Origin of the sequence: Streptomyces sp. NPDC020489, assembly GCF_044386545.1 — a bacterium.
Classification (GTDB): domain Bacteria; phylum Actinomycetota; class Actinomycetes; order Streptomycetales; family Streptomycetaceae; genus Streptomyces.
This window is the reverse complement of the sequence record NZ_JBIRUZ010000004.1, coordinates 644,279-662,565: the sequence shown is the minus strand read 5'-3', so window position 1 is coordinate 662,565 and position 18,287 is coordinate 644,279. Positions and strand designations below refer to the sequence as shown.

At 71.7% G+C, this 18,287-nt stretch carries 19 protein-coding genes; 8 read left to right on the top strand and 11 right to left on the bottom strand.

Features of this window, described 5'->3' with window-relative positions:
- The first annotated feature begins 4 nt into the window (after positions 1–4).
- From ACH41F_RS13670 to ACH41F_RS13660, 3 genes are read left to right on the top strand one after another with little or no spacing between them, the layout of a single operon-like run.
- Positions 5–760 (top strand): heterodisulfide reductase-related iron-sulfur binding cluster, encoded by a 756-nt coding sequence (locus ACH41F_RS13670; RefSeq protein WP_391238517.1) that lies wholly within the window; start codon positions 5–7, stop codon positions 758–760.
- Positions 757–2,235, top strand: coding sequence for a LutB/LldF family L-lactate oxidation iron-sulfur protein (locus ACH41F_RS13665; protein WP_398835240.1), 1,479 nt, complete (start codon positions 757–759; stop codon positions 2,233–2,235). Before ACH41F_RS13670 ends, ACH41F_RS13665 begins: the two co-directional genes overlap by 4 nt.
- A complete protein-coding gene (locus ACH41F_RS13660) occupies positions 2,232–2,888 on the top strand; it encodes a lactate utilization protein C (protein WP_398835238.1) in 657 nt (218 codons plus the stop codon). Before ACH41F_RS13665 ends, ACH41F_RS13660 begins: the two co-directional genes overlap by 4 nt.
- A gap of 36 nt (positions 2,889–2,924) precedes the next feature.
- Here the strand turns inward: ACH41F_RS13660 and ACH41F_RS13655 are convergent, their stop codons facing one another.
- From ACH41F_RS13655 to ACH41F_RS13645, 3 genes are all read right to left on the bottom strand, one after another.
- Positions 2,925–3,533: a hypothetical protein gene (locus ACH41F_RS13655; protein WP_398835236.1), complete on the bottom strand. Its 609-nt coding sequence runs from the start codon at positions 3,531–3,533 to the stop codon at positions 2,925–2,927.
- Positions 3,530–4,117: a sigma-70 family RNA polymerase sigma factor gene (locus ACH41F_RS13650; RefSeq protein ID WP_391238529.1), complete on the bottom strand. Its 588-nt coding sequence runs from the start codon at positions 4,115–4,117 to the stop codon at positions 3,530–3,532. Before ACH41F_RS13650 ends, ACH41F_RS13655 begins: the two co-directional genes overlap by 4 nt.
- A 437-nt stretch (positions 4,118–4,554) precedes the next feature.
- Positions 4,555–5,070 carry a peptidase inhibitor family I36 protein gene (locus ACH41F_RS13645; protein ID WP_391238531.1) on the bottom strand — a complete coding sequence of 172 codons (516 nt, stop codon included), beginning with the start codon at positions 5,068–5,070 and terminating at the stop codon, positions 4,555–4,557.
- Positions 5,071–6,412: 1,342 nt separating this feature from the next.
- On the opposite strand from ACH41F_RS13645, the gene ACH41F_RS13640 reads away from it, so the two are divergent.
- Positions 6,413–7,567 carry an ABC transporter ATP-binding protein gene (locus ACH41F_RS13640; protein ID WP_398835232.1) on the top strand — a complete coding sequence of 385 codons (1,155 nt, stop codon included), beginning with the start codon at positions 6,413–6,415 and terminating at the stop codon, positions 7,565–7,567.
- Positions 7,568–7,670: 103 nt separating this feature from the next.
- On the opposite strand, the gene ACH41F_RS13635 is transcribed toward ACH41F_RS13640, so the two are convergent.
- From ACH41F_RS13635 to ACH41F_RS13620, 4 genes are read right to left on the bottom strand one after another with little or no spacing between them, the layout of a single operon-like run.
- Positions 7,671–8,264, bottom strand: coding sequence for a hypothetical protein (locus tag ACH41F_RS13635; protein WP_391238537.1), 594 nt, complete (start codon positions 8,262–8,264; stop codon positions 7,671–7,673).
- 37 nt (positions 8,265–8,301) lie between these two features.
- Positions 8,302–9,237, bottom strand: a complete 936-nt coding sequence (locus tag ACH41F_RS13630) for a glycine betaine ABC transporter substrate-binding protein (RefSeq protein ID WP_391238540.1) — start codon at positions 9,235–9,237, stop codon at positions 8,302–8,304.
- Complete coding sequence (locus tag ACH41F_RS13625; RefSeq protein WP_398835229.1) at positions 9,234–9,905, bottom strand: ABC transporter permease; 672 nt, start codon at positions 9,903–9,905, stop codon at positions 9,234–9,236. The genes ACH41F_RS13630 and ACH41F_RS13625 overlap by 4 nt, the downstream gene beginning before the upstream one ends.
- Positions 9,902–10,582, bottom strand: coding sequence for an ABC transporter permease (locus tag ACH41F_RS13620; protein WP_398835226.1), 681 nt, complete (start codon positions 10,580–10,582; stop codon positions 9,902–9,904). The genes ACH41F_RS13625 and ACH41F_RS13620 overlap by 4 nt, the downstream gene beginning before the upstream one ends.
- Before the next feature lie 160 nt (positions 10,583–10,742).
- Between ACH41F_RS13620 and ACH41F_RS13615 the strand changes: the two genes are divergently transcribed.
- Together ACH41F_RS13615 and ACH41F_RS13610 are read left to right on the top strand one after the other, a co-directional pair.
- Positions 10,743–11,534, top strand: a complete 792-nt coding sequence (locus ACH41F_RS13615) for an ABC transporter ATP-binding protein (RefSeq protein WP_398835224.1) — start codon at positions 10,743–10,745, stop codon at positions 11,532–11,534.
- 3 nt (positions 11,535–11,537) lie between these two features.
- Entirely contained in the window at positions 11,538–12,851 is a 1,314-nt protein-coding gene (locus ACH41F_RS13610) for an FtsX-like permease family protein (RefSeq protein ID WP_398835221.1), read from the top strand.
- 85 nt (positions 12,852–12,936) lie between these two features.
- Here ACH41F_RS13610 and ACH41F_RS13605 read toward each other — a convergent pair whose 3' ends face one another.
- A complete protein-coding gene (locus ACH41F_RS13605) occupies positions 12,937–13,512 on the bottom strand; it encodes a dihydrofolate reductase family protein (protein ID WP_391238555.1) in 576 nt (191 codons plus the stop codon).
- A gap of 181 nt (positions 13,513–13,693) precedes the next feature.
- Between ACH41F_RS13605 and ACH41F_RS13600 the strand changes: the two genes are divergently transcribed.
- The gene (locus ACH41F_RS13600; protein ID WP_391238988.1) at positions 13,694–14,551 is read left to right on the top strand and encodes an AAA family ATPase; all 858 of its coding nucleotides are present in this window, start codon (positions 13,694–13,696) and stop codon (positions 14,549–14,551) included.
- Entirely contained in the window at positions 14,548–15,900 is a 1,353-nt protein-coding gene (locus tag ACH41F_RS13595; RefSeq protein ID WP_391238558.1) for a VWA domain-containing protein, read from the top strand. The genes ACH41F_RS13600 and ACH41F_RS13595 overlap by 4 nt, the downstream gene beginning before the upstream one ends.
- An 80-nt stretch (positions 15,901–15,980) precedes the next feature.
- On the opposite strand, the gene ACH41F_RS13590 is transcribed toward ACH41F_RS13595, so the two are convergent.
- The 3 genes from ACH41F_RS13590 to ACH41F_RS13580 all read right to left on the bottom strand — a co-directional run bounded on the left by ACH41F_RS13590 (position 15,981) and on the right by ACH41F_RS13580 (position 18,271).
- Positions 15,981–16,340 (bottom strand): cupin domain-containing protein, encoded by a 360-nt coding sequence (locus ACH41F_RS13590; protein WP_391238561.1) that lies wholly within the window; start codon positions 16,338–16,340, stop codon positions 15,981–15,983.
- Positions 16,341–16,480: 140 nt separating this feature from the next.
- Complete coding sequence (locus tag ACH41F_RS13585) at positions 16,481–17,458, bottom strand: pyridoxal-phosphate dependent enzyme (protein ID WP_391238564.1); 978 nt, start codon at positions 17,456–17,458, stop codon at positions 16,481–16,483.
- Between the two features lie 75 nt (positions 17,459–17,533).
- Positions 17,534–18,271: a PAS domain-containing protein gene (locus ACH41F_RS13580; RefSeq protein ID WP_391238567.1), complete on the bottom strand. Its 738-nt coding sequence runs from the start codon at positions 18,269–18,271 to the stop codon at positions 17,534–17,536.
- Between the last annotated feature and the right edge of the window lie 16 nt (positions 18,272–18,287).

The window sequence follows — 18,287 nt, the reverse complement described above, 5'->3', positions numbered from 1 at the left end:
CGCGATGCGTGTCGCCCTGTTCCTGACCTGCGTCAACGACACGCTCTATCCGGACACCGGGCGCGCCGTGGTGAAACTGCTGACCAGACTGGGCGTCGAGGTCGACTTCCCGATGGCCCAGACCTGCTGCGGGCAGGCGCACTACAACACCGGCTACCGCCATGAGGCCGAGCCGATGGCCCGGCACTTCTCCGATGTCTTCGGGGAGTACGAGGCCATCGTCACGCCGTCCGGGTCCTGCGGGGCGATGGTGCGGGAGCTGTATCCGCGGATGGGTGAGCGGGCCCGGGCCGAGGGGCGGGGGGACGGCCTCGCGGCCACGCTGGCGCCCGTGGTCCCGAAGACGTACGAGCTGACCGAGTTCCTGGTGGACGTCCTCGGGGTCACGGATGTCGGCGCCTGGTACCCGCACAAGGTGACCTATCACCCGACCTGTCACGGACTGCGCGGCCTGGGACTCGGCGAGCGGCCGCTGCGGCTGCTGCGGGCCGTCAAGGGGCTGGAACTGGTCGAGCTGCCGGGGGCGGAGGAGTGCTGCGGGTTCGGCGGCACCTTCGCCCTGAAGAACGCCGACGTCTCGGCGGCGATGGGCGCGGACAAGGTGCGCAACGCCGAGTCGACCGGCGCCGAGGTGCTGTGCGCCGCCGACAACTCCTGTCTGATGCACATCGGCGGCACCATGGCCCGGCTGAGCACCGGCATGCGGCCGGTGCACATCGCGGAGATCCTGGCGAGCACGGAGGAGGAGCCGGCCGTATGAGCGGGACGTTCGTAGGGATGCCGGCCTTCCCGAAGGCCGCGCACGAGGCGGTGGCCGACGAGACCCTGCGCGGGAATCTGCGCCACGCCACACACACCATCCGCGCCAAGCGCGAGAAGGCCGTCGCCGAGGTCTCCGACTGGGCGGAGCTGCGCGAGGCCGGCAAGCGGATCAAGGACCACACACTCCGTCATCTCGACCGCTACCTGGTGCAGTTGGAGGAGTCGGTGACGGCGGCGGGCGGCATCGTCCACTGGGCCGCCGACGCCGACGAGGCCAACCGGATCGTCACCGAACTGGTCCGCCGGACGGGCGAGTCGGAGGTCGTCAAGGTCAAGTCGATGGCCACACAGGAGATCGGGCTCAACGAGACGCTGGAGGAGGCCGGGATCCGCGCCTACGAGACCGATCTCGCCGAACTCATCGTGCAGTTGGGCAAGGACCGGCCCTCGCACATCCTGGTCCCGGCGATCCACCGCAACCGGGGCGAGATCCGGGACATCTTCGAACGGGAGATGAGCGAGTGGGGCCGCCCCGCCCCCGAGGGACTGACGGACACCCCCGCCGAACTGGCCGAGGCCGCGCGCCTGCACCTGCGCGAGAAGTTCCTGCGCGCCAAGGTCGGCGTCTCCGGCGCCAACTTCATGATCGCCGAGACCGGCACCCTGGTGGTCGTGGAGTCCGAGGGCAACGGGCGGATGTGCCTGACCCTGCCCGAGACCCTGATCTCCGTCGTCGGCATCGAGAAGATCCTGCCGACCTGGCGGGACCTGGAGGTCTTCCTCCAGACGCTCCCCCGCTCCTCCACGGCCGAGCGCATGAACCCGTACACGTCGACCTGGACCGGCACCACGGACGAGGACGGGCCGCGCGCCTTCCATCTGGTCCTGCTCGACAACGGCCGCACCGACACCCTCGCCGACGAGGTCGGCCGCCAGGCCCTGCGCTGCATCCGCTGCTCGGCGTGCCTGAACGTCTGCCCGGTCTACGAGCGGGCCGGCGGCCACGCCTACGGCTCGGTCTACCCCGGCCCGATCGGCGCCATCCTCAGCCCCCAACTCCGGGGCACGGCAAGCGAGATCGACGCCTCCCTGCCGTACGCGTCCTCCTTGTGCGGGGCCTGTTACGAGGTGTGCCCGGTCGCCATCGACATCCCCGAGGTGCTGGTGCACCTGCGCGAGCGGGTCGTGGAGGGCGGGCCGGTGACCCGGGAGGGCAACAAGGTCGTGCTCAAGCCGGCCAAGGGGCACGCCGCCGAGCGTGCGGCCATGCGGGCGGCCGGCTGGGCGTTCGCCCGCCCCGGCGCCCTGCGCGCCGGTCAGCGGCTCGCCTCGCGCACCCGGCGGCTGCATCCGCGCAGGCTGCCGGGGCCGGGAAAGGCGTGGAGCGGCACCCGGGACCTGCCGCCGCTGCCGGCGGAGCCGTTCCGGGACTGGTGGCAGCGCACCAACGGCGGAAAGGACGGGGCCCAGTGAACAGCAGGGAACGGATTCTGGGCCGGGTGCGGCGCGCACTGGCCGACGTGCCCGGCGAGGACACCCCGATCGAGCGCGCCTATCTGCGGGAGCACGGCGACCGTACCGTCGAGGAGACCACCGACCTGCTGGCCGAGAACCTCGCCGACTACCGGGCGATCGTGCACCGCTGCACCGCCGCCGACCTCGCCCCGACGATCGCCGGGATGCTGGCCGCCCGGGGCGCGCGGTCGGTGCTCGTGCCGCCGGGCCTTCAGCCGTCGTGGCTCGCCGAGGCTGAGGCCGACCAGGTGCCGGACCGGGCGGAGAGCACCCCGCACGAACTGGACCGGATCGACAGCGTGGTCACGGCGTGCGCGGTGGCGATCGCGGAGACCGGCACGATCGTGCTCGACGGCTCACCCGACCAGGGCCGCCGCCGTATCACCCTCGTGCCCGACCACCACATCTGTGTCGTACGGGTCCCGGAGCAGGTCGTCTCCTCCGTCCCCCAGGCGCTCGAACGCCTCGACCCGGCCCGCCCGTTGACATGGATCTCTGGTCCTTCGGCGACCAGCGACATCGAGCTGGACCGGGTCGAGGGGGTGCACGGTCCACGCACCCTGGAGGTGGTCCTGGTGGGCGCTGAGTCGAGCGCGGAGGGCAGTCGGTAGGGCGTGACGCCGTCCGAAGACGAGCTTCTGGTTCGGTCAGCCGCCGGCCACGGGCCTGGAGCCGATGGCCGCGCAGGTTGCCTTCTTCGTGGGGTAGCCGTCCGCCGGGTAGACCACCGGCCCGCCGAGTGCCCCCTCGTCGTCGGTGGCCGAGGATTCGCCGCTGTCAGGCTGCGCGTTGGGGAAGAAGCACGCCGCGAACCGGGTCGGCTTGGGGGTCCGTGGACCTTGGGCGGGCTGGTTCCACATCCGATCCCAGGACGCCGCGCAGGCACGCGCCGCGTCCTGCGGATCGAAATCCTTCATGGCTTTGAGCGGCAGTTGGCTCAGGTCCGCCTCGGGCGACAGCGTGCGAGCGCACATGACATTGCGGCCGTCCTCGTCCCACGGCCCGAATGTGGCCACGGCTGCCGTGGCGGCGCCCCCGAGGAGTGCGGCCGTGACCGCACCCGCCACGAACATGTGCCGCCGCCTCCCAGAACCGGCCGTGGCACGCGGCTGCTGGGTGCGTAGCAGGATCCCCCGCAGGACGGCCTGGCCGTCCTCCGAAGCCGCCCAGCCTTCGGTGCCGTCGGCGGTGGGCCGCAGAGCGCGGACGGCGGCGAGGTCGGCCGCCTGGCTGTGCTGGGTGACGCTCTGCTTCATGCTGACTCCCGTTGGACGAAGTGGGGGCGGGACATCGCGTGATGGACGGGCCGTGCGTGGCCTGCACGGAGCAGCGCTGCCCTGAACCGTTTGCGCGCCCGGTGCAGGCGCACAGCGAAGGCGGTGGCCGTGCAGCCCGCGACCACGGCCGCCTGCTTGGCCGTCAGGCCGTACCAGCCGCTCAGCACGAGCACCTCCCGGTCCTGTTCGGAAAGCGCCGACAGCGCGGCGGCCACCTCGGCACGCGTCCCTATCGTGTCCGCGATCTCCGCGGCACCCATCCCGTCGGCCATCACCGCCAGGTGCTCGGTCAGCGCGCGGTGCCGTTGGTCGGACCGCACGCGGTTGGCGAGCAGCCGCCGAGCCGAGGCGAGCAGCCACGGCAGGGCATCGTCGGGTACGGACCCGGACTTGCGCCAGGCCAGTACGAACGTCTCCGACAGGATGTCCTGGGCTGTCTCCCGGTCCGTACGGTGCAGCAGGTACGCCAGGACCCGATCAGCATGAGCCATGTAGAGCGCCTCGAGGGCCCCGTGCTCGGCCGGGTCACCGTGCTCCCGGGCGGTTGTTCGTCGTCGTCTCACAGCACCTCCATGGTCCGGCCATCAACGGCCGTCAACCGGGAGATGTACGGCCGGGCCGGATCTCTTACAGCCTCTGACCGATTCAGGCTCGGGTCGTCTCGGCGGGGTCTTGGGCGCGGCTCCACCAGGTCCCCGTCGTCGTGCGGGGTCAGCAGCCGGACCCGGGCGTCGAGATCACCGGCGAGGTTCACGGCGAGCGTCCAGCCGCGGTTCGCTTCCCAGGAGGCAGCCTGGAGAAAAGCCCGGGCCGGTCCTGCGGATCTGCGGGTCTACGGGTCTGCGACAGAGCCCCTCGGTCGCCTCTGTGATGAGTGAGATCACCACGCCGACAACGAGGGGCTCTGCCACGTCACACATCTCGCTGACCAGCCCGCTCCACCCCTGCAACCCAGGATGAAAGGGCTTCAGTGCGATGTGTTCACGCTCCTTGCCGGGTGTCAGGCACGCTTGACCTGGAAGACGTCGACCTTGTCGTTCCAGTTGCCGCCACCCGGGTAGTCCATGTTCTTGAAGTTCGCCCAGCCGTGCGGCGGGATGAGGTCACGCTCCCGGTCGTGCAGCGGCCAGGACCGCGAGTCCCAGATCGTCGCGGTTCCGTAGTTGATCGACCAGCGGCCGACCCAGTAGAAGACCGAGCTGAGCTTGTCGCGGAATCCGTAGTCGCCGAGGTCCTTCTTGCCGCTGCTCGAGAACTGCAGGCGCCTCCCGCCGTAGTTGGCGTCCTGAAAGAGGCACCAGTAGTCGGCGGCGCATTTGTCGTGCGGGTCAGTGGCCAGATCGGTGGCGGCTCTGAGGCTTTCCTTACGGACCTGGGCCGGAAGTTCTGGGTCCGCCAGGGATTCCTCGTTGGAGTCGTAGCAGTGGACTTCGCCGTTGGGAAGTTCCGTACAGATACTGGCGCCTTCCCATGACTCGGCGAGGTTGATCTTCTTCCCGTCATACTCGGCGATCACCGGGTTCACCGGGTCGGCAGACGGCTCGCCTGTCGGCTCCGCGGTCGGCTCCGCAGTCGGTTCTGCGGTCGGATCCTGAGTTGCCGTGGCCGACGGCTCCGCGGTGGGTCCCTCCGCCTGTGCCAGCGGGGCAGTGCCCAGCAGAAGGGCTCCAGCAGAAGCTGCGGCTATGAGGGTGGACGTAACGAGTCTCGGTCGCAAGAGGAGTTCTCCCTGGTGGTGTCGTAATGGTGGAATTTCTTCGCGTGCTTGATGCCGTACTCATCCGGGGCTCCGCCGGCCCGGCGATAGCGTGCCGCCAGGTCTCTGACGCTGCCGTCCAGGGGCGCACCGGTGGTCGGCGGGCCGCCGGCAGCGGTCGGATCGGCGTGCTGGGCGGTCAACAGGAATCCGGGACGTCGAGCCCCGCTTGCCATGGGGCCCTTCACTGGTGAACGGGGATCACGACGACGCTGGGCAGCCCTATCACGTCAGCGAGCGCCAAGCCCTTCGGCCGGAATCCCAGCGGGCGCCGGCACTGACCAGGCAGGTCGTGGCCCATGGGCGACTTATCACCGGACGAGGCCAGAAGAGAGGCCCCCATGGAGAAGTCCCCCGAGCCGGTGACCGGCAGTTTCACTAAGGACTGGTCCGGCTGCCGTACGTCGCGTCGACGAATTGCCGCGCCTGCAACACCATTTGGTCAGCCATCAACAACCCCTCCGTTTTCGGCGGGGAGCGTCAACATGATGACGCAAAGCGGCTCCCCCCGTCGCCGTGATACGCGCCCCCTTGTTCGAGCGGTGGTCAGCCGCGTTCGAGGGCGAGCGGGATCACTGTAGACAGGCGGGTACTGAGATACGCAAGAGAAGATCAACAAGGTGGCGTAAAACAGCAACATTTGCTCTGGACACCCGTTCATCCAGATTCCGTGCGGTCGCTGCGGCCTTCAGGTGAAGAACGGATGGTTGATGGAGTTCGGATTCAGGCGGGATGACCGAAAGTGGGCTGGTCGGCAGCCGTGACGGTCCGCACCCCGCCAAGGGCAGGTCTCCCGCGCCCCTGAGGTTCCCCGAGCTTTGGAACATCGACCACCGTGGCTTCTCCCAGGAAGCAGTAGGGGCGCGGCCTGACTGTTCGGTGCTATGCCAGTCATGGTGATCCACTTCGCCCGTCCCAGCCGGTGCCGCCGTCGCTGCTGAGCAGGGCGGCCGACCGGGGTGCGGGCGCCCGGCGGGGGCGGCCTCTCCAGAACCGCCGGCACCACCGGCACCCACCGCCCCGTTAGCCCCCGCGTCGTACCGGCCAGCCAGGGGGACCTCGTGGGAAGGCGCCGTGCGGCACACGCCGTTAGCGTGTGGACATGATCCGGTTCGAGCAGGTCAGCAAGCGGTATCCGGACGGAACGACGGCCGTGGACGACCTGAGTTTCGAGGTGTCCGAGGGTGAGCTCGTCACACTCGTGGGCCCCTCCGGCTGCGGCAAGACGACCACCATGATGATGGTCAACCGGCTGATCGAGCCGACCTCGGGCCGGATCCTCGTGAACGGCGACGACATCGCGGACGTCGACCCCGTGCGGCTGCGACGGCGGATCGGTTACGTCATCCAGCAGGTCGGGCTCTTCCCGCACCGCACGATTCTCGACAACACGGCGACCGTGCCGGCGCTGGTGGGCTGGAAGAAGGCGAAGGCCCGGGCGCGCGCGGCCGAACTGCTCGACCTGGTGGGCCTGGATCCGAAGCGGTACGGGCCGCGCTATCCCGACCAGTTGTCCGGCGGACAGCGCCAGCGGGTCGGCGTGGCCCGGGCGCTGGCCGCCGATCCGCCGGTGCTGCTGATGGACGAGCCGTTCGGGGCGGTCGACCCGGTGGTGCGCGAGCAGTTGCAGGACGAGTTCCTGCGGATGCAGGCCGCGGTGCGCAAGACGGTGCTGCTGGTCACGCACGACATCGAGGAGGCGGTGCGGCTGGGTGACCGCATCGCCGTGTACGGGCAGGGGCGGATCGAGCAGTTCGACACGCCCGGGACGGTCCTCGGGGCACCCGCGACGCCGTACGTGGCGGAGTTCGTCGGCGCCGACCGTGGGCTGAAGCGGCTGTCGGTCACCGACATCGAGGCCGACGACCTGGAGCAGCCGCCGCTGGCCCGCCTGGACGAGGAGACCGCCGCCGCTGCGGTGCGGCTCGGTGCGGAGGGGGCGCGCTGGGCGGTGGTCCTGGACGACGCCGGGGAACTCCACGGCTGGGTCGGCGTGGAGGACCTCGGCGCGGGCGGCACGGTCGGCGACCGCACCCACCGGATGAACGCCTGGGTGCCGGTGGGCGCCCCCCTGAAGCAGGCCTTCGGTGTGATGCTCCAGCACGACGCGGGCTGGGTCGCGGTACTCGACGGGGCCCGCTTCCTGGGCGTCCTGACCCCGGCGAAGCTCCACGAGGCACTACGGCGCTCCGTGGACGCGGACGCGCTGGGGGTGCCCCGGGACCAGGTGCGGTTCGAATCTGTGGCAGACGCATAGGCCGGCCGGGACACCCTGCACCCCGCTGCGCGCCCTGCCCCCGCCTGCGCGCCTTACCCCTGCCTTCCCGCCCTCCCCCCTGCCTGCCCACCCTGCGGTCACCTCAGCTGTAGACGATGGGGCAGCCGTGACGCAGGGAGTACTGGGCGGCGCGCAGATAGAGCCCCACGTAGAACGCCGCGTCCAGGTCATCGGCCCACGGGCCGGGCCGGGCGGCGGCGGTCTCTCGCGCCGAGCCGTCGAGCAGCCATCGGGTCAGACCCAGATGCGGGCTCTCCACCGGCAGCACGGGCGGCAGCCCGATCGCCCAGGCCAGCCGCTGGGCGAGGGCGAGTACCTGGGGCGCTCCCGCGATCACGGTCTCGTCCGTGTAGGCGGAGCCGATCGGCAGGTGTATCTCCTCGTCGAGGGAGACCGGCACCAGCACCGACCAGCCGCAGAGCCGTTCCTCCTCCTCGCGCGTCAGGTGCGCCCCGCACAGCGCGACGAAGCCGTCCATGGGAGGGCTGAGCTTCTCCGAGAAGGCCAGGTCGTCGCTCTCCGGGGGCACCGACTCGTACGGCGGCAGCCCGCGCCGCCGCAGCTCCTCGTTCAGCCCCGAGGCGACGGCGCCGAACCCGGCGTCCTCCTCCTCGTCGGCGTCCTCCCCCTCGTCGAACCACTCCTCGGCACCGATGCTCGTCAGGTAGATCCCCATGCCCGGAACCTACAACCCCCCACTGACAACGCCCTCCTCACGTCAGCAGGCCCTTGTCCTCCAGGTAGGTCCGCGCCACGTCCTTCGCCAACCTCCGCCAGCTGTCGACCTGTTGGTTCATCGACGCCAGATCGGCCGTCGTCAGGACGTCGTTGAGCTTGCCGAGCGCCTTGGTGACCCCCTCGCCACCGGCGCGGGAGCGGTTGACGACGGGGACGACGTAGTCGGCGTTCTGGAGGTGCTTGTCGTCGGTGAGGAGGACCAGGCCGAAGTCGCTCAGGGTGGCGTCGGTCGTGGTGGTGAGCACCATCTGGTCACGGCCGCTCTGGACCGCCCGTTTGGCCTGGGTGGTGCCGACCCCCTTGGGGTCGACGCCGGTGACGTCGATGCCGTAGGTCTTCCTCAACCCCGGTGCGCAGTACGGGCGTCGGACGCACTCGTCACCCGCGGCCAGCCGTACCTTCAGGCCGGAGGCGCCGAGGTCGCTGAGGGTCTTGAGGTCGTGCTCGCGGGCGTACGAGGCGCTGACCGCGAAGGCGTTCTGGTCCACGGCGCGGCCCGGGTCCAGCACCGTGAGGCCGCGCGGGGTGGCCAGTCGGCGCAGCGCCTTCATCGTGGCGTCGAGGTCGGGCGAGCCGACCGGGGGCGCGTCGGCTCCGGCGGTCTTGGCGTTGAGCCAGTCGGCGAAGGTCGCCGCGTACTCGGGCACGACGTCGATCTGGCCGGACTCCAGGGCGGGTTCGTACAGTTCGCGGTTGGCGACGGTGAGCAGCGAGGTCTGGTAGCCGGCCTGGTCCAGCAGCAGCGCGTACATCTGGGCGAGCAGGTCGCTCTCGGTGAACCCGGCTGATCCGACGGTCAGTTGGTGGCTGTCGCCGGGCGCCGCGGTGACCGCGCCCTGGTTCTCCAGGGACGGACCCGTCGCACATCCCGTCAGCACCAGCGCGAGGAGCACACTCAGGCGTCGCCTCATCGCGTGCCCCTCGCCCAGTGGGGCGCCAGCCGCTCGGCGATCTCGAAGACACCCTCGACGAGCAGCGCGAACGCGGCGACGAGCACCGCTCCGGCCACCACCTGGGGCGTACTGGCGAGGTTGAAGCCGGCCGTGATGATGCGGCCCAGTCCGCCGCCGCCCGCGAGCGCGGCGATGGTCGCCGTCGCGACGAGCTGGACGGCGGCGATCCGCACCCCGTTGAGCACCATGGGCAGCGCCAGCGGCAGTTCCACGCGGAGCAGCGTCTGCCGCCCGGTCATCCCCATGCCCCGGGCCGCCTGCACGACGCCGCGGTCCACCTCGCGCACGCCGACGTAGGCGTTGGTGAGCAGCGGCGGTACGGCGAACAGCACCAGGGCGACGATCGTCGGGCCCTCCCCCCAGTCCCCGACCGGGGTGAGCAGCAGCAGGACCAGGACGGCGAAGGTGGGGACCGCCCGGCCGATGTTGGAGATGTTGACCGCCAGGGCGCCGCCCTTGCCCAGGTGGCCGAGGGCGAGCGCCACGGGGAGGGCGATCAGACAGCTGACGACCAGGCAGACGACGGTGAGCAGGAGGTGCTGGAGCAGCCGGTGCCAGATGCCGTCGTCGCCCGCCCAGTGGGCGGGGTCGGCGAGCCAGTCCCAGGCGTCGGTGAGGGTGGTCATCCGCGGCCCGACCTCGTCCACGGGGTGAGCAGCCGCTGCACGCCCAGGAGCAGGACGTCGGCCACCACGGCGATCACGACGCACAGCACGGAGGCCGTGAGGACCTGCGCCTTGAAGTAGGTGTTCATGCCCGCGTAGATGAGGTTGCCGAGTCCGCCGAAGCCGACGATCGCGCCGACCGTCACCAGGGACACCGCGGAGACCGTGGCGATGCGCAGGCCGGCCATCGCGGCGGGCAGGGCGAGGGGCAGTTCGACGGTGAGCAGCAGGCGGACGGGGCCGTAGCCCATGCCGCGGGCGGCCTGCCGGGTGTCCTCGGGGACGGCCCGCAGCCCGGCGAGGATGTTGCGCACCAGCAGCGTGAGCGAGTACAGGACGAGTCCGGCGACGACCAGGGCCGCGGAGAGCCCGTACACGGGCAGGAGCAGGGAGAACATCGCGAGCGACGGGATCGTGTAGAGGACCGTCGTGAGGGCGAGGACGGGGCCGGCCGCCCAGCCCCAGCGGCGCGCCAGCACGGCGAGCGGCAGGGCGATGACGAGGCCGATGAGCACCGAGAGCGAGGTCAGTTGCAGATGCTGGAGGACCGCGTCCCACAGGATCTGCCGGCGGGTACTCAGGTACGCGCCGCAGATCCACTCGTTGCGTGCGAGGCAGTCGTCCGGTGGGGCGGTCACGCCTCCATTGCACCGGCCGCCGCGGGGGGCGGCGCGCTGGGGTGACCCGTACGGGGTGTCGCTGGGTACACCTGCCGATACGGGTTCTGGGGCCCATGTGCTCGTCCCGCCGTCTCCGTACCGTCGCTGTCATGGCACAGGGAGTGCCGACGAAGAGGTGATGACGGTGTTTCGCACCCGTTCGCGACGTACGCACGACACGGGCCCCGCCGCCGAGGCACTGCGGCTGGTGAAGGTCTCCAAGACCTACGGCAGTGCCGACAGCGCGGTGACCGCCCTGGACGGGGTGACGTTCAGCCTGCCGCGCGCCACCTTCACGGCGGTCATGGGGCCCTCGGGCTCCGGCAAGTCGACGCTGCTCCAGTGCGCGGCCGGGCTCGACCGGCCCGACAGCGGGATCGTCGCCGTGGACGGCACCGAGCTGACCGGCGGTGGTGAGACCGAGCTGACGAGGTTCCGGCGGGGCCGGATCGGGTTCGTGTTCCAGCAGTACAACCTGCTGGAGACGCTCACCGTCGCGCAGAACACGGTGCTGCCGCTGAAGCTCGCCGGGCAGCGCGTCGACCGGGGGCGGGCCCGGGAGATCCTCACCCAGGTCGGCCTCGGCGACCGGCTCGGCCACCGCCCCGACCAGCTGTCCGGCGGTCAGCGCCAGCGGGTGGCGATCGCCCGCGCCCTGGTCACCGAACCGCGGGTGATCTTCGCGGACGAACCGACGGGCGCCCTGGACACCCGTAGCGCCCGTGAGGTGCTGCGGCTGCTCCAGGAGGCGGTCCGGGTGCACGGGCGGACCGTGGTGATGGTGACGCACGACCCGGTGGCCGCCGCCTGGGCCGACTCGGTGCTGTTCCTCGCCGACGGCCGGCTGGCCGGCGGCATGACCGCGCCCACCGCGGACGCGGTCGCCGAGCGCCTCGCCCACCTCGGCGACGACCTGACGGCGGGGGTGTGAGCGATGCTCGTACTGGCCCTGCGGTCGATCCGGCGCCGGCCCGGACAGTTCCTCGCGACGCTGCTGTCGGCCTTCCTCGGCGCGGCGATCATCATGACGTTCAACTCCCTGCACGACACGGCCGGGCGCGGCGGCGTCGACTCGGTGAGCGCGGGCACGCTGACGACGGCGGCGAGCGTGGTCGGCGGGTACGGCTCGTTGCTGGTGTTCTTCGCCGTGGCCTCCACCCTCACGGTGAACGTGCGCCGGCGGGCCGGCGAACTGGAGCTGCTGCGCTGCTCGGGGGCGACGCCGGCGCAGCTCAAACGGATGGTGGTCGGTGAGGCGCTGGTCGTCGCGCTGGCCGGTGTGGCGCTGGCCGTCGGCCCGGCGGTGCTCGGCGGGCGGGCGCTGCTGGGGGTGTTCCACGACAGCGGCCAGGTGGCGGACACGGTCAGTCACGTCTTCGGCCCGATCGCGCTGATGTCGGGTCTCGCCATCACGCTGTCGGCGTCGGTGGGCGCCGCGTTCCTCGCGCTGCGGCGGGTGACGCGTGGCGCTCCGCGACGAGACGGCCGGGCGCGACGGTTCCTGACGTACGCCGCTCTGGTGGCCGGCGCCGTGTCGGCCTGCTCCACCTTCGCCTTCTCCGCCACCGACGAGGCGCTGATGGCGCCGCCGGCGTACGGGGCGATCCTGCTGTCGGTGGGGTTCGCGTCGCTGGCGCCGCGGTTGCTTCGCGGGGTGCTCGACCGGCTGCCGTTGTCGGGAGCGGCGGGGTGGCTGGCCGTGCGCAATCTGCGGGAGCGGGCCGGGGAGCTCGCCGGGATCCTGATGTCGCTGATCCTGTTCACGGCGGTGTCGACGGTGACGCTCACCGTGCAGACCGTGGAGAGCGACGCCGTCGAGGCCTCGGGACTGGTGAAGTCGGTCGACGCCAAGAACCTGGAGACGCTGAACTTCACGGTCGTCGGGATCATCGTGGTGTTCGTGTGCGTGATGCTGGTCAACTCGCTGTACGCGGCGACCAGTTACCGCAGTCGGGAGTTCGGGCAGCAGCGGTTGGCCGGGGCGACGCCGGGCCAGGTGCTCGGGGTGGTCTGGGCCGAGACGCTGGTCCTGACGGTCACCGGGGTGTTCTTCGGGACCGTCGCCGCGCTGGCGGGCGTCGTCCCGTTCACCGTGGTCCGCACCGATGCCGTGCTGCCGGAACAGGCCTTCGGCGTCTGGCTCGCGGTGGTGTCGGTGGCCGCCGTGGTGACGCTGGGGACGAGTCTGGCGACGGCACGGAAGGTGCTGCGCACCCCGGCGACGGACGCGGTGGCGCTCGCCTCCTGACGAGCGGCCTGACCAGCGGGATGTGCGAGGAGGGGCGGCCGTTCAGCGGCCGCCCCTGTCGTTCTCAGGGGGCGGAGGGCCGCGCTCAGGAGGCGGAGGGGCGCGCCACGCGGTAGCGGAGGTAGACCACCCTCGAACGGAAGGCCCGGGTCTCGACGCGTTCGAGGTCCACCCGCCGTTCGCCCCCGGGGAAGAACGGGATGCCGCCGCCGACCAGCACGGGGTAGATCCTCGGCCGGTACTCGTCGATCAGGTCCGCCGCGGCCGCTTGGGCGGCGAGGGTGGCCCCGCCGACCGCGATGTCGCCCTCCCCCGGCTCGGCTCGCAGCCGCTCGATCTCCTCCGCGAGGCTGCCGGTCGCCAGGCGGGCGTTGCCGCGCACGTCCGAGAGAGTGGTGGAGTACACCACCTTGGGCAGTGCGTTCCAGAGCGCGGCCCATTCGAGCTGCGCCTCGTCGAGCGAGGGGTCCTGCTCGGCGGTCTCCCAGTACAGCATCGTCTCGTACAGCCGTCGTCCGAGCAGGTAGACGCCGACGCCGCGGATCTCGTCGATGTGGGACCGGAAGACCTCGTCGTCGGGACCTCCCCAGTCGAAGCCGCCGTCCGGTCCGACGATGTAGCCGTCGAGCGAGATGCTCATCGAATAGGTCACGCTGCGCATGCGGGTCCTCCTCGGTGCCGGGTTCGCCACTATGACCGCCGGGCACCCCGCAACTCATCGCGACTCCCCGGGATCGAGGCCTTTCGCGAGGCGGCGCGGGTCGGATGCGGGGTGACAGGAGCGCTGAACAAGCGCTTAGATAGGTGGACCGTCCGTGCCGATCCCGCTGCTGGAGGCCCTGTTGTTCACTTCCGTCGACGACGTCTCCACGCGCCTCGCCGCGACCGGTTACCTCGCCTCGCCCGCCGTGGCCACGACCGTCTTCCTGGCCGCCCGGCTCGGCAAGCCCCTGCTGGTGGAGGGCCCCGCCGGGGTCGGCAAGACGGAGCTGGCCAAGGCCGTCGCGCAGGTCGCCGGGGCCGAGCTGGTGCGCCTTCAGTGCTATGAGGGCGTCGACGAGTCGCGGGCGCTGTACGAGTGGAACCACGCCAAGCAACTGCTGCGCATCAGCGCGGGCCGCGACGAGACATGGGACGAGACGCGCACCGACATCTTCAGCGAGGAGTTCCTGCTCCCCCGCCCGCTGCTGACGGCCATCCGGGGCGACGACCCGAAGGTCCTGCTGATCGACGAGACCGACAAGGCCGACGTCGAGGTGGAGGGCCTGCTCCTGGAGGTGCTGAGCGACTTCCAGGTCACGGTGCCCGAACTCGGCACGATCACCGCCACCCGCCGCCCCTTCGTCGTCCTCACCTCCAACGCCAGCCGCGAGCTGTCCGAAGCCCTGCGCCGCCGCTGCCTGTTCCTCCACATCGGCTTCCCCGAGGAGGAGTTGGAGCGCCGGATCGTCGCGCTGAAGGTGCCCGGGCTCGACGCCGCGCTCGCCGCGTCGGTGGTCCGGGTGGTGGGCGCGTTGCGCGCGATGGACCTGCGCAAGGTCCCCTCGGTCGCGGAGACCGTCGACTGGGCGCACACCCTCCTCGCGCTCGGCGCCGACACCCTCGACGAGAGCGTGGTGCGCGACACCCTGGGGGTGCTCCTCAAGCACCAGGACGACATCCTCAAGGCCGCCGCGAAACTCGACCTGGACGCCCTGTGAGCACGTCCGTCGCCGAGCGGCTCACCTCGCTCGTCGCCGCGCTGCGCGCCCACGGCGTCCGGGTCGGCACCGGCGAGACCGTGGACGCGGCCCAGGCGGTCGAGGTTCTCGGTCTCGCGGACCGGGAGCTGCTGCGCGAGGGCCTGGCGGCGACGCTGCTGCACGGCACCGCCCAACGGCGGGTGTTCGACCCGGTCTTCGACCTGTACTTCCCGCGCGGCGTCGGCGCACCCGAGGCCGGTCCCGCCGACCGTGACGAGCTGCGGGACCGGCTCGCGGCGGCCCTGGCCGCGGGCGACGAGGCGCTGCTGGCCCGGCTGGCGGTCGAGGCCGTCGACGGTTTCGGCGGCTACGGCTCCTCGCCCGCCTCGGACGGCTGGTCGTCGTACCAGACCCTCGACCGCGTCCGACCGCAGACGCTGCTCGCCCGGGTCCGCGCCGACGTCCGTGCGCGGGGCGGGAGTTCGGGGTTCGCGGACCGGCTGCTGGACGACGAGATCCGCCGCCGGATCGAGACCTTCCGCGCCCTGGTGGCCGGTGAGGCGCGGCGCCGGGTCGCCGAGCGGCGCGGCCGGGACGAGATCGCCCGGCGCGCGGTGGCGCCGACGGCCGACAGGGTGGACTTCCTGTTCGCGGGCAAGGACCAGCTGGCGGAGCTGCGCAGGACGGTGCAGCCGCTGGCCCGCAAGCTGGCCACCCGGCTGGCGGCCCGTCGCCGCCGCGCCACCCGGGGCACGATCGATCTACGGCGGACCCTGCGCGGCTCGTTGTCGACCGGCGGGGTGCCGATGCGGCCGGTGCTCCGCAGGCGCCGCCCCGTCCGGCCCGAACTGGTGTTGCTGTGCGACGTGTCGGGCTCGGTGTCCGGCTTCTCCGACTTCACGATGCTGCTGGTGCAGGCACTGCACGACCAGTTCAGCAAGGTCCGCGTGTTCGCCTTCGTCAACCGCGTCGACGAGGTCACGCACCTGCTGGCGCACGGTGCCGCCGACGCGGCCGGACTCGGCGCCCGCATACAGTCGCAGGCGGAGCTCACGGGCTGGCACGGCAGCAGCGACTACGGCGTGGCGCTGGGCGAGTTCGCGGAGCGCTACGCCGACGCGGTCGGCCCGCGCACCACCGTGTTCGTCCTCGGCGACGCCCGTACGAACATGAGCGACCCGAACCTCGCGGCCGTCCGGCAGATCTCCGAACGGGCCCGCCGTGTCTACTGGTTGAACCCCGAGCAGCGCGCCCAGTGGGGCACCGGGGACTCCGCGGCGCCGGAGTACGCCGGCCTCGTGGAGATGCACGAGTGCCGCAACGTCCGGCAGTTGGGCGCGCTGGTGGGACGGCTGCTGCCGATCTGAGGGGCGCCGCACACCGGCGTGTGGACGCGGTGACGACAACCGAGCCGGCCGCAGCCGAGCAGGCGCGAGTGGCGAGCGGATCAGTCGGGCTTCGCGAACTCCCTCGCCGTCTGTCCCTGGAAGTCGTAGAGGACGACCTGCTCGTCCCCCACCACCCAGGCGTCATGTCCCGGCGAGGCGACGAAGACGTCGCCCGGTCCCACCTCGGCCTCGCCGCCGTCGTCCATGCGGATGTGCATGCGGCCCTGCACGATGTAGCCGTTGTGGTGCATCTGGCAGCTGTCGGTGCCCGCGAGCGGGCCCACGGACTCGGACCAGCGCCAGCCCGGCTCCATCGTCCCCACGGCGAAGTCGAGCTCCGTCATGTGGACGGCTTCCAGGTGGCCGCGAGGGAAATCACGCCGCTCGTCCGGCTTGTCGAGCGTCTTCACTTCCAACATGACGCACTCCCTTCCGGCCGCGCCGACCGCGACCCGGGGCCCGGCCTCCCGGCGGCCCTGCGCACCGCCGTCAGCGGTCGGCCCCTACCACTCCATCGTCCGCCCGGCCACCCGGCGCCGCCATTCGACGGACCCCCGGCTCAGGGGCGCTCCCCGCAGAGCTCGGCGAAGCGCGCGGCGTCGACGTTGCCGCCGGAGACGATCACGCCGACCCGTCCCGACAACTCCCCCACCCGGCCGGACAGCAGGGCTGCCAGCGGGGTCGCGCCGCTCGGCTCGACGACGATCTTCAGATGCTCGAAGACGAACCGCATCGCGTCCCGGATCTCGTCGTCGGTGACCAGCGCGATCGCGTCGACGAGCCGCCGGTTCACGGAGAAGGTCAGCTCACCGGGCGTGGGCAGCGCCTGGCCGTCGGCGATGGTGCGCGGCACCGGGACGGTCACGCGCCGACCGGCCTCCAAGGACCGCTTGGTGTCGTCCCCGGCCTGGGGCTCGACCCCGACGATCCGGATGCCGGGGTACAGCCCCTTGGCGACCGTGGCGCTCCCGGCGATCAGCCCGCCACCGCCCACCGGCGCCAGCAGCGCGTCCAACTCGCCGACGTCCTCCAGGAGTTCGAGCGCGGCGGTGCCCTGTCCCGCCATGACGTGCGGATGCTCGTAGGGCGGGATGAGGGCGAGCCCCCGCTCGGCGGCCAGGGCTTCGGCGAGCGCCACCCGGTCGCCGGTGTAGCGGTCGTACGTCACGATTTCGGCGCCGTAACCGGCGGTCGCCTCCCGCTTGGAGCGCGGGGCGTCCTCGGGCATGACGATCACCGCGGTGCTGCCGAGTTCACGGGCGGCCAGGGCGACGGCCTGGGCATGGTTGCCGGAGGAGTACGCGACGATGCCCCGGGCCAGCTGTCCGGGAGTGAGCCGGGAGGCCGCGTGGTAGGCGCCGCGGAACTTGAAGGCGCCCATGCGTTGGAAGTTCTCGCACTTCAGGAGCACCTCGGCGCCGACGCGGGCATCTAGGGTGCGGGAGCGGAGCACGGGCGTGCGGTGCGCGACTCCCTTGAGCCGCTGGGCCGCGTCGCGGACGTCGTCGAGGGTGACGGGCGGGGTCGGGGTCCTCACTGGGGTTCCTCCGTCGGGGGTCGGCATCGGATGCGTGCCTCGGTGGTCGCCACAGGCGCCCGCGTTCGGCGGTTGTCACTCGGCGTGGGCGTCCGCGGCCGCGGCCCTGTCCAGGGGGGTGTCCGCGCCGGTGGGCGCGTTCGAGTCATCGGACGGGTCCTCGGTCGTGGCGCGGGACCGGGAGAGGTAGTGGTAGGCGGAGGCGCGGGAGATGCCGAGGCGGGCGGCGACCTGCTCGACGGCTCGGCGCACGGCGAAGACGCCGCGGTCGTCGAGGCTGCGGAACAGTTCCAGGCGCCCGGCGCGGTCGAGGGCGCCCCACGGCTGATGGCGGTGGGTGTCGAGGATGACGTCGACGACCGAGTCGATGTCGTCGCCGAAGGTGGTCACCGGCAGTTCGGCGGGGGCGGCGGCGATCCCGGCCAACGCACCGAGCAGGGCGTGCGCCTCGCTCGCGGCGGTGACGTCGAGGTTGACGCACAGGGCGCCGAAGACCGCGCCGGTGGAGTCCCGCAGCACCATGGTGGAGGACTTGACCGTCTTCCCGGTCCCGGTGCGCGTGAGGTAGTTGAGCTCGTCGGCCGCCTCGTCCCCGCGGGCGACGATCCGCAGGCCGATCTCGCTCATCGCCCCGCCGACCGCGCGCCCGGTCACCGATCCGGCGAGGGCGACGACGGAGTTCTCGGGGTCCCGGTAGTCATGCAGGACCACCTCGCACACGGGGCCGAACGTCGCCACCAGCCCGTCCACGACCGGCGTCAACGCGGCGACGATCGCGTCCCGCTCCGCTTCCAGATCCCGCCCGGACGACATGCCGCACCCTCCCCGC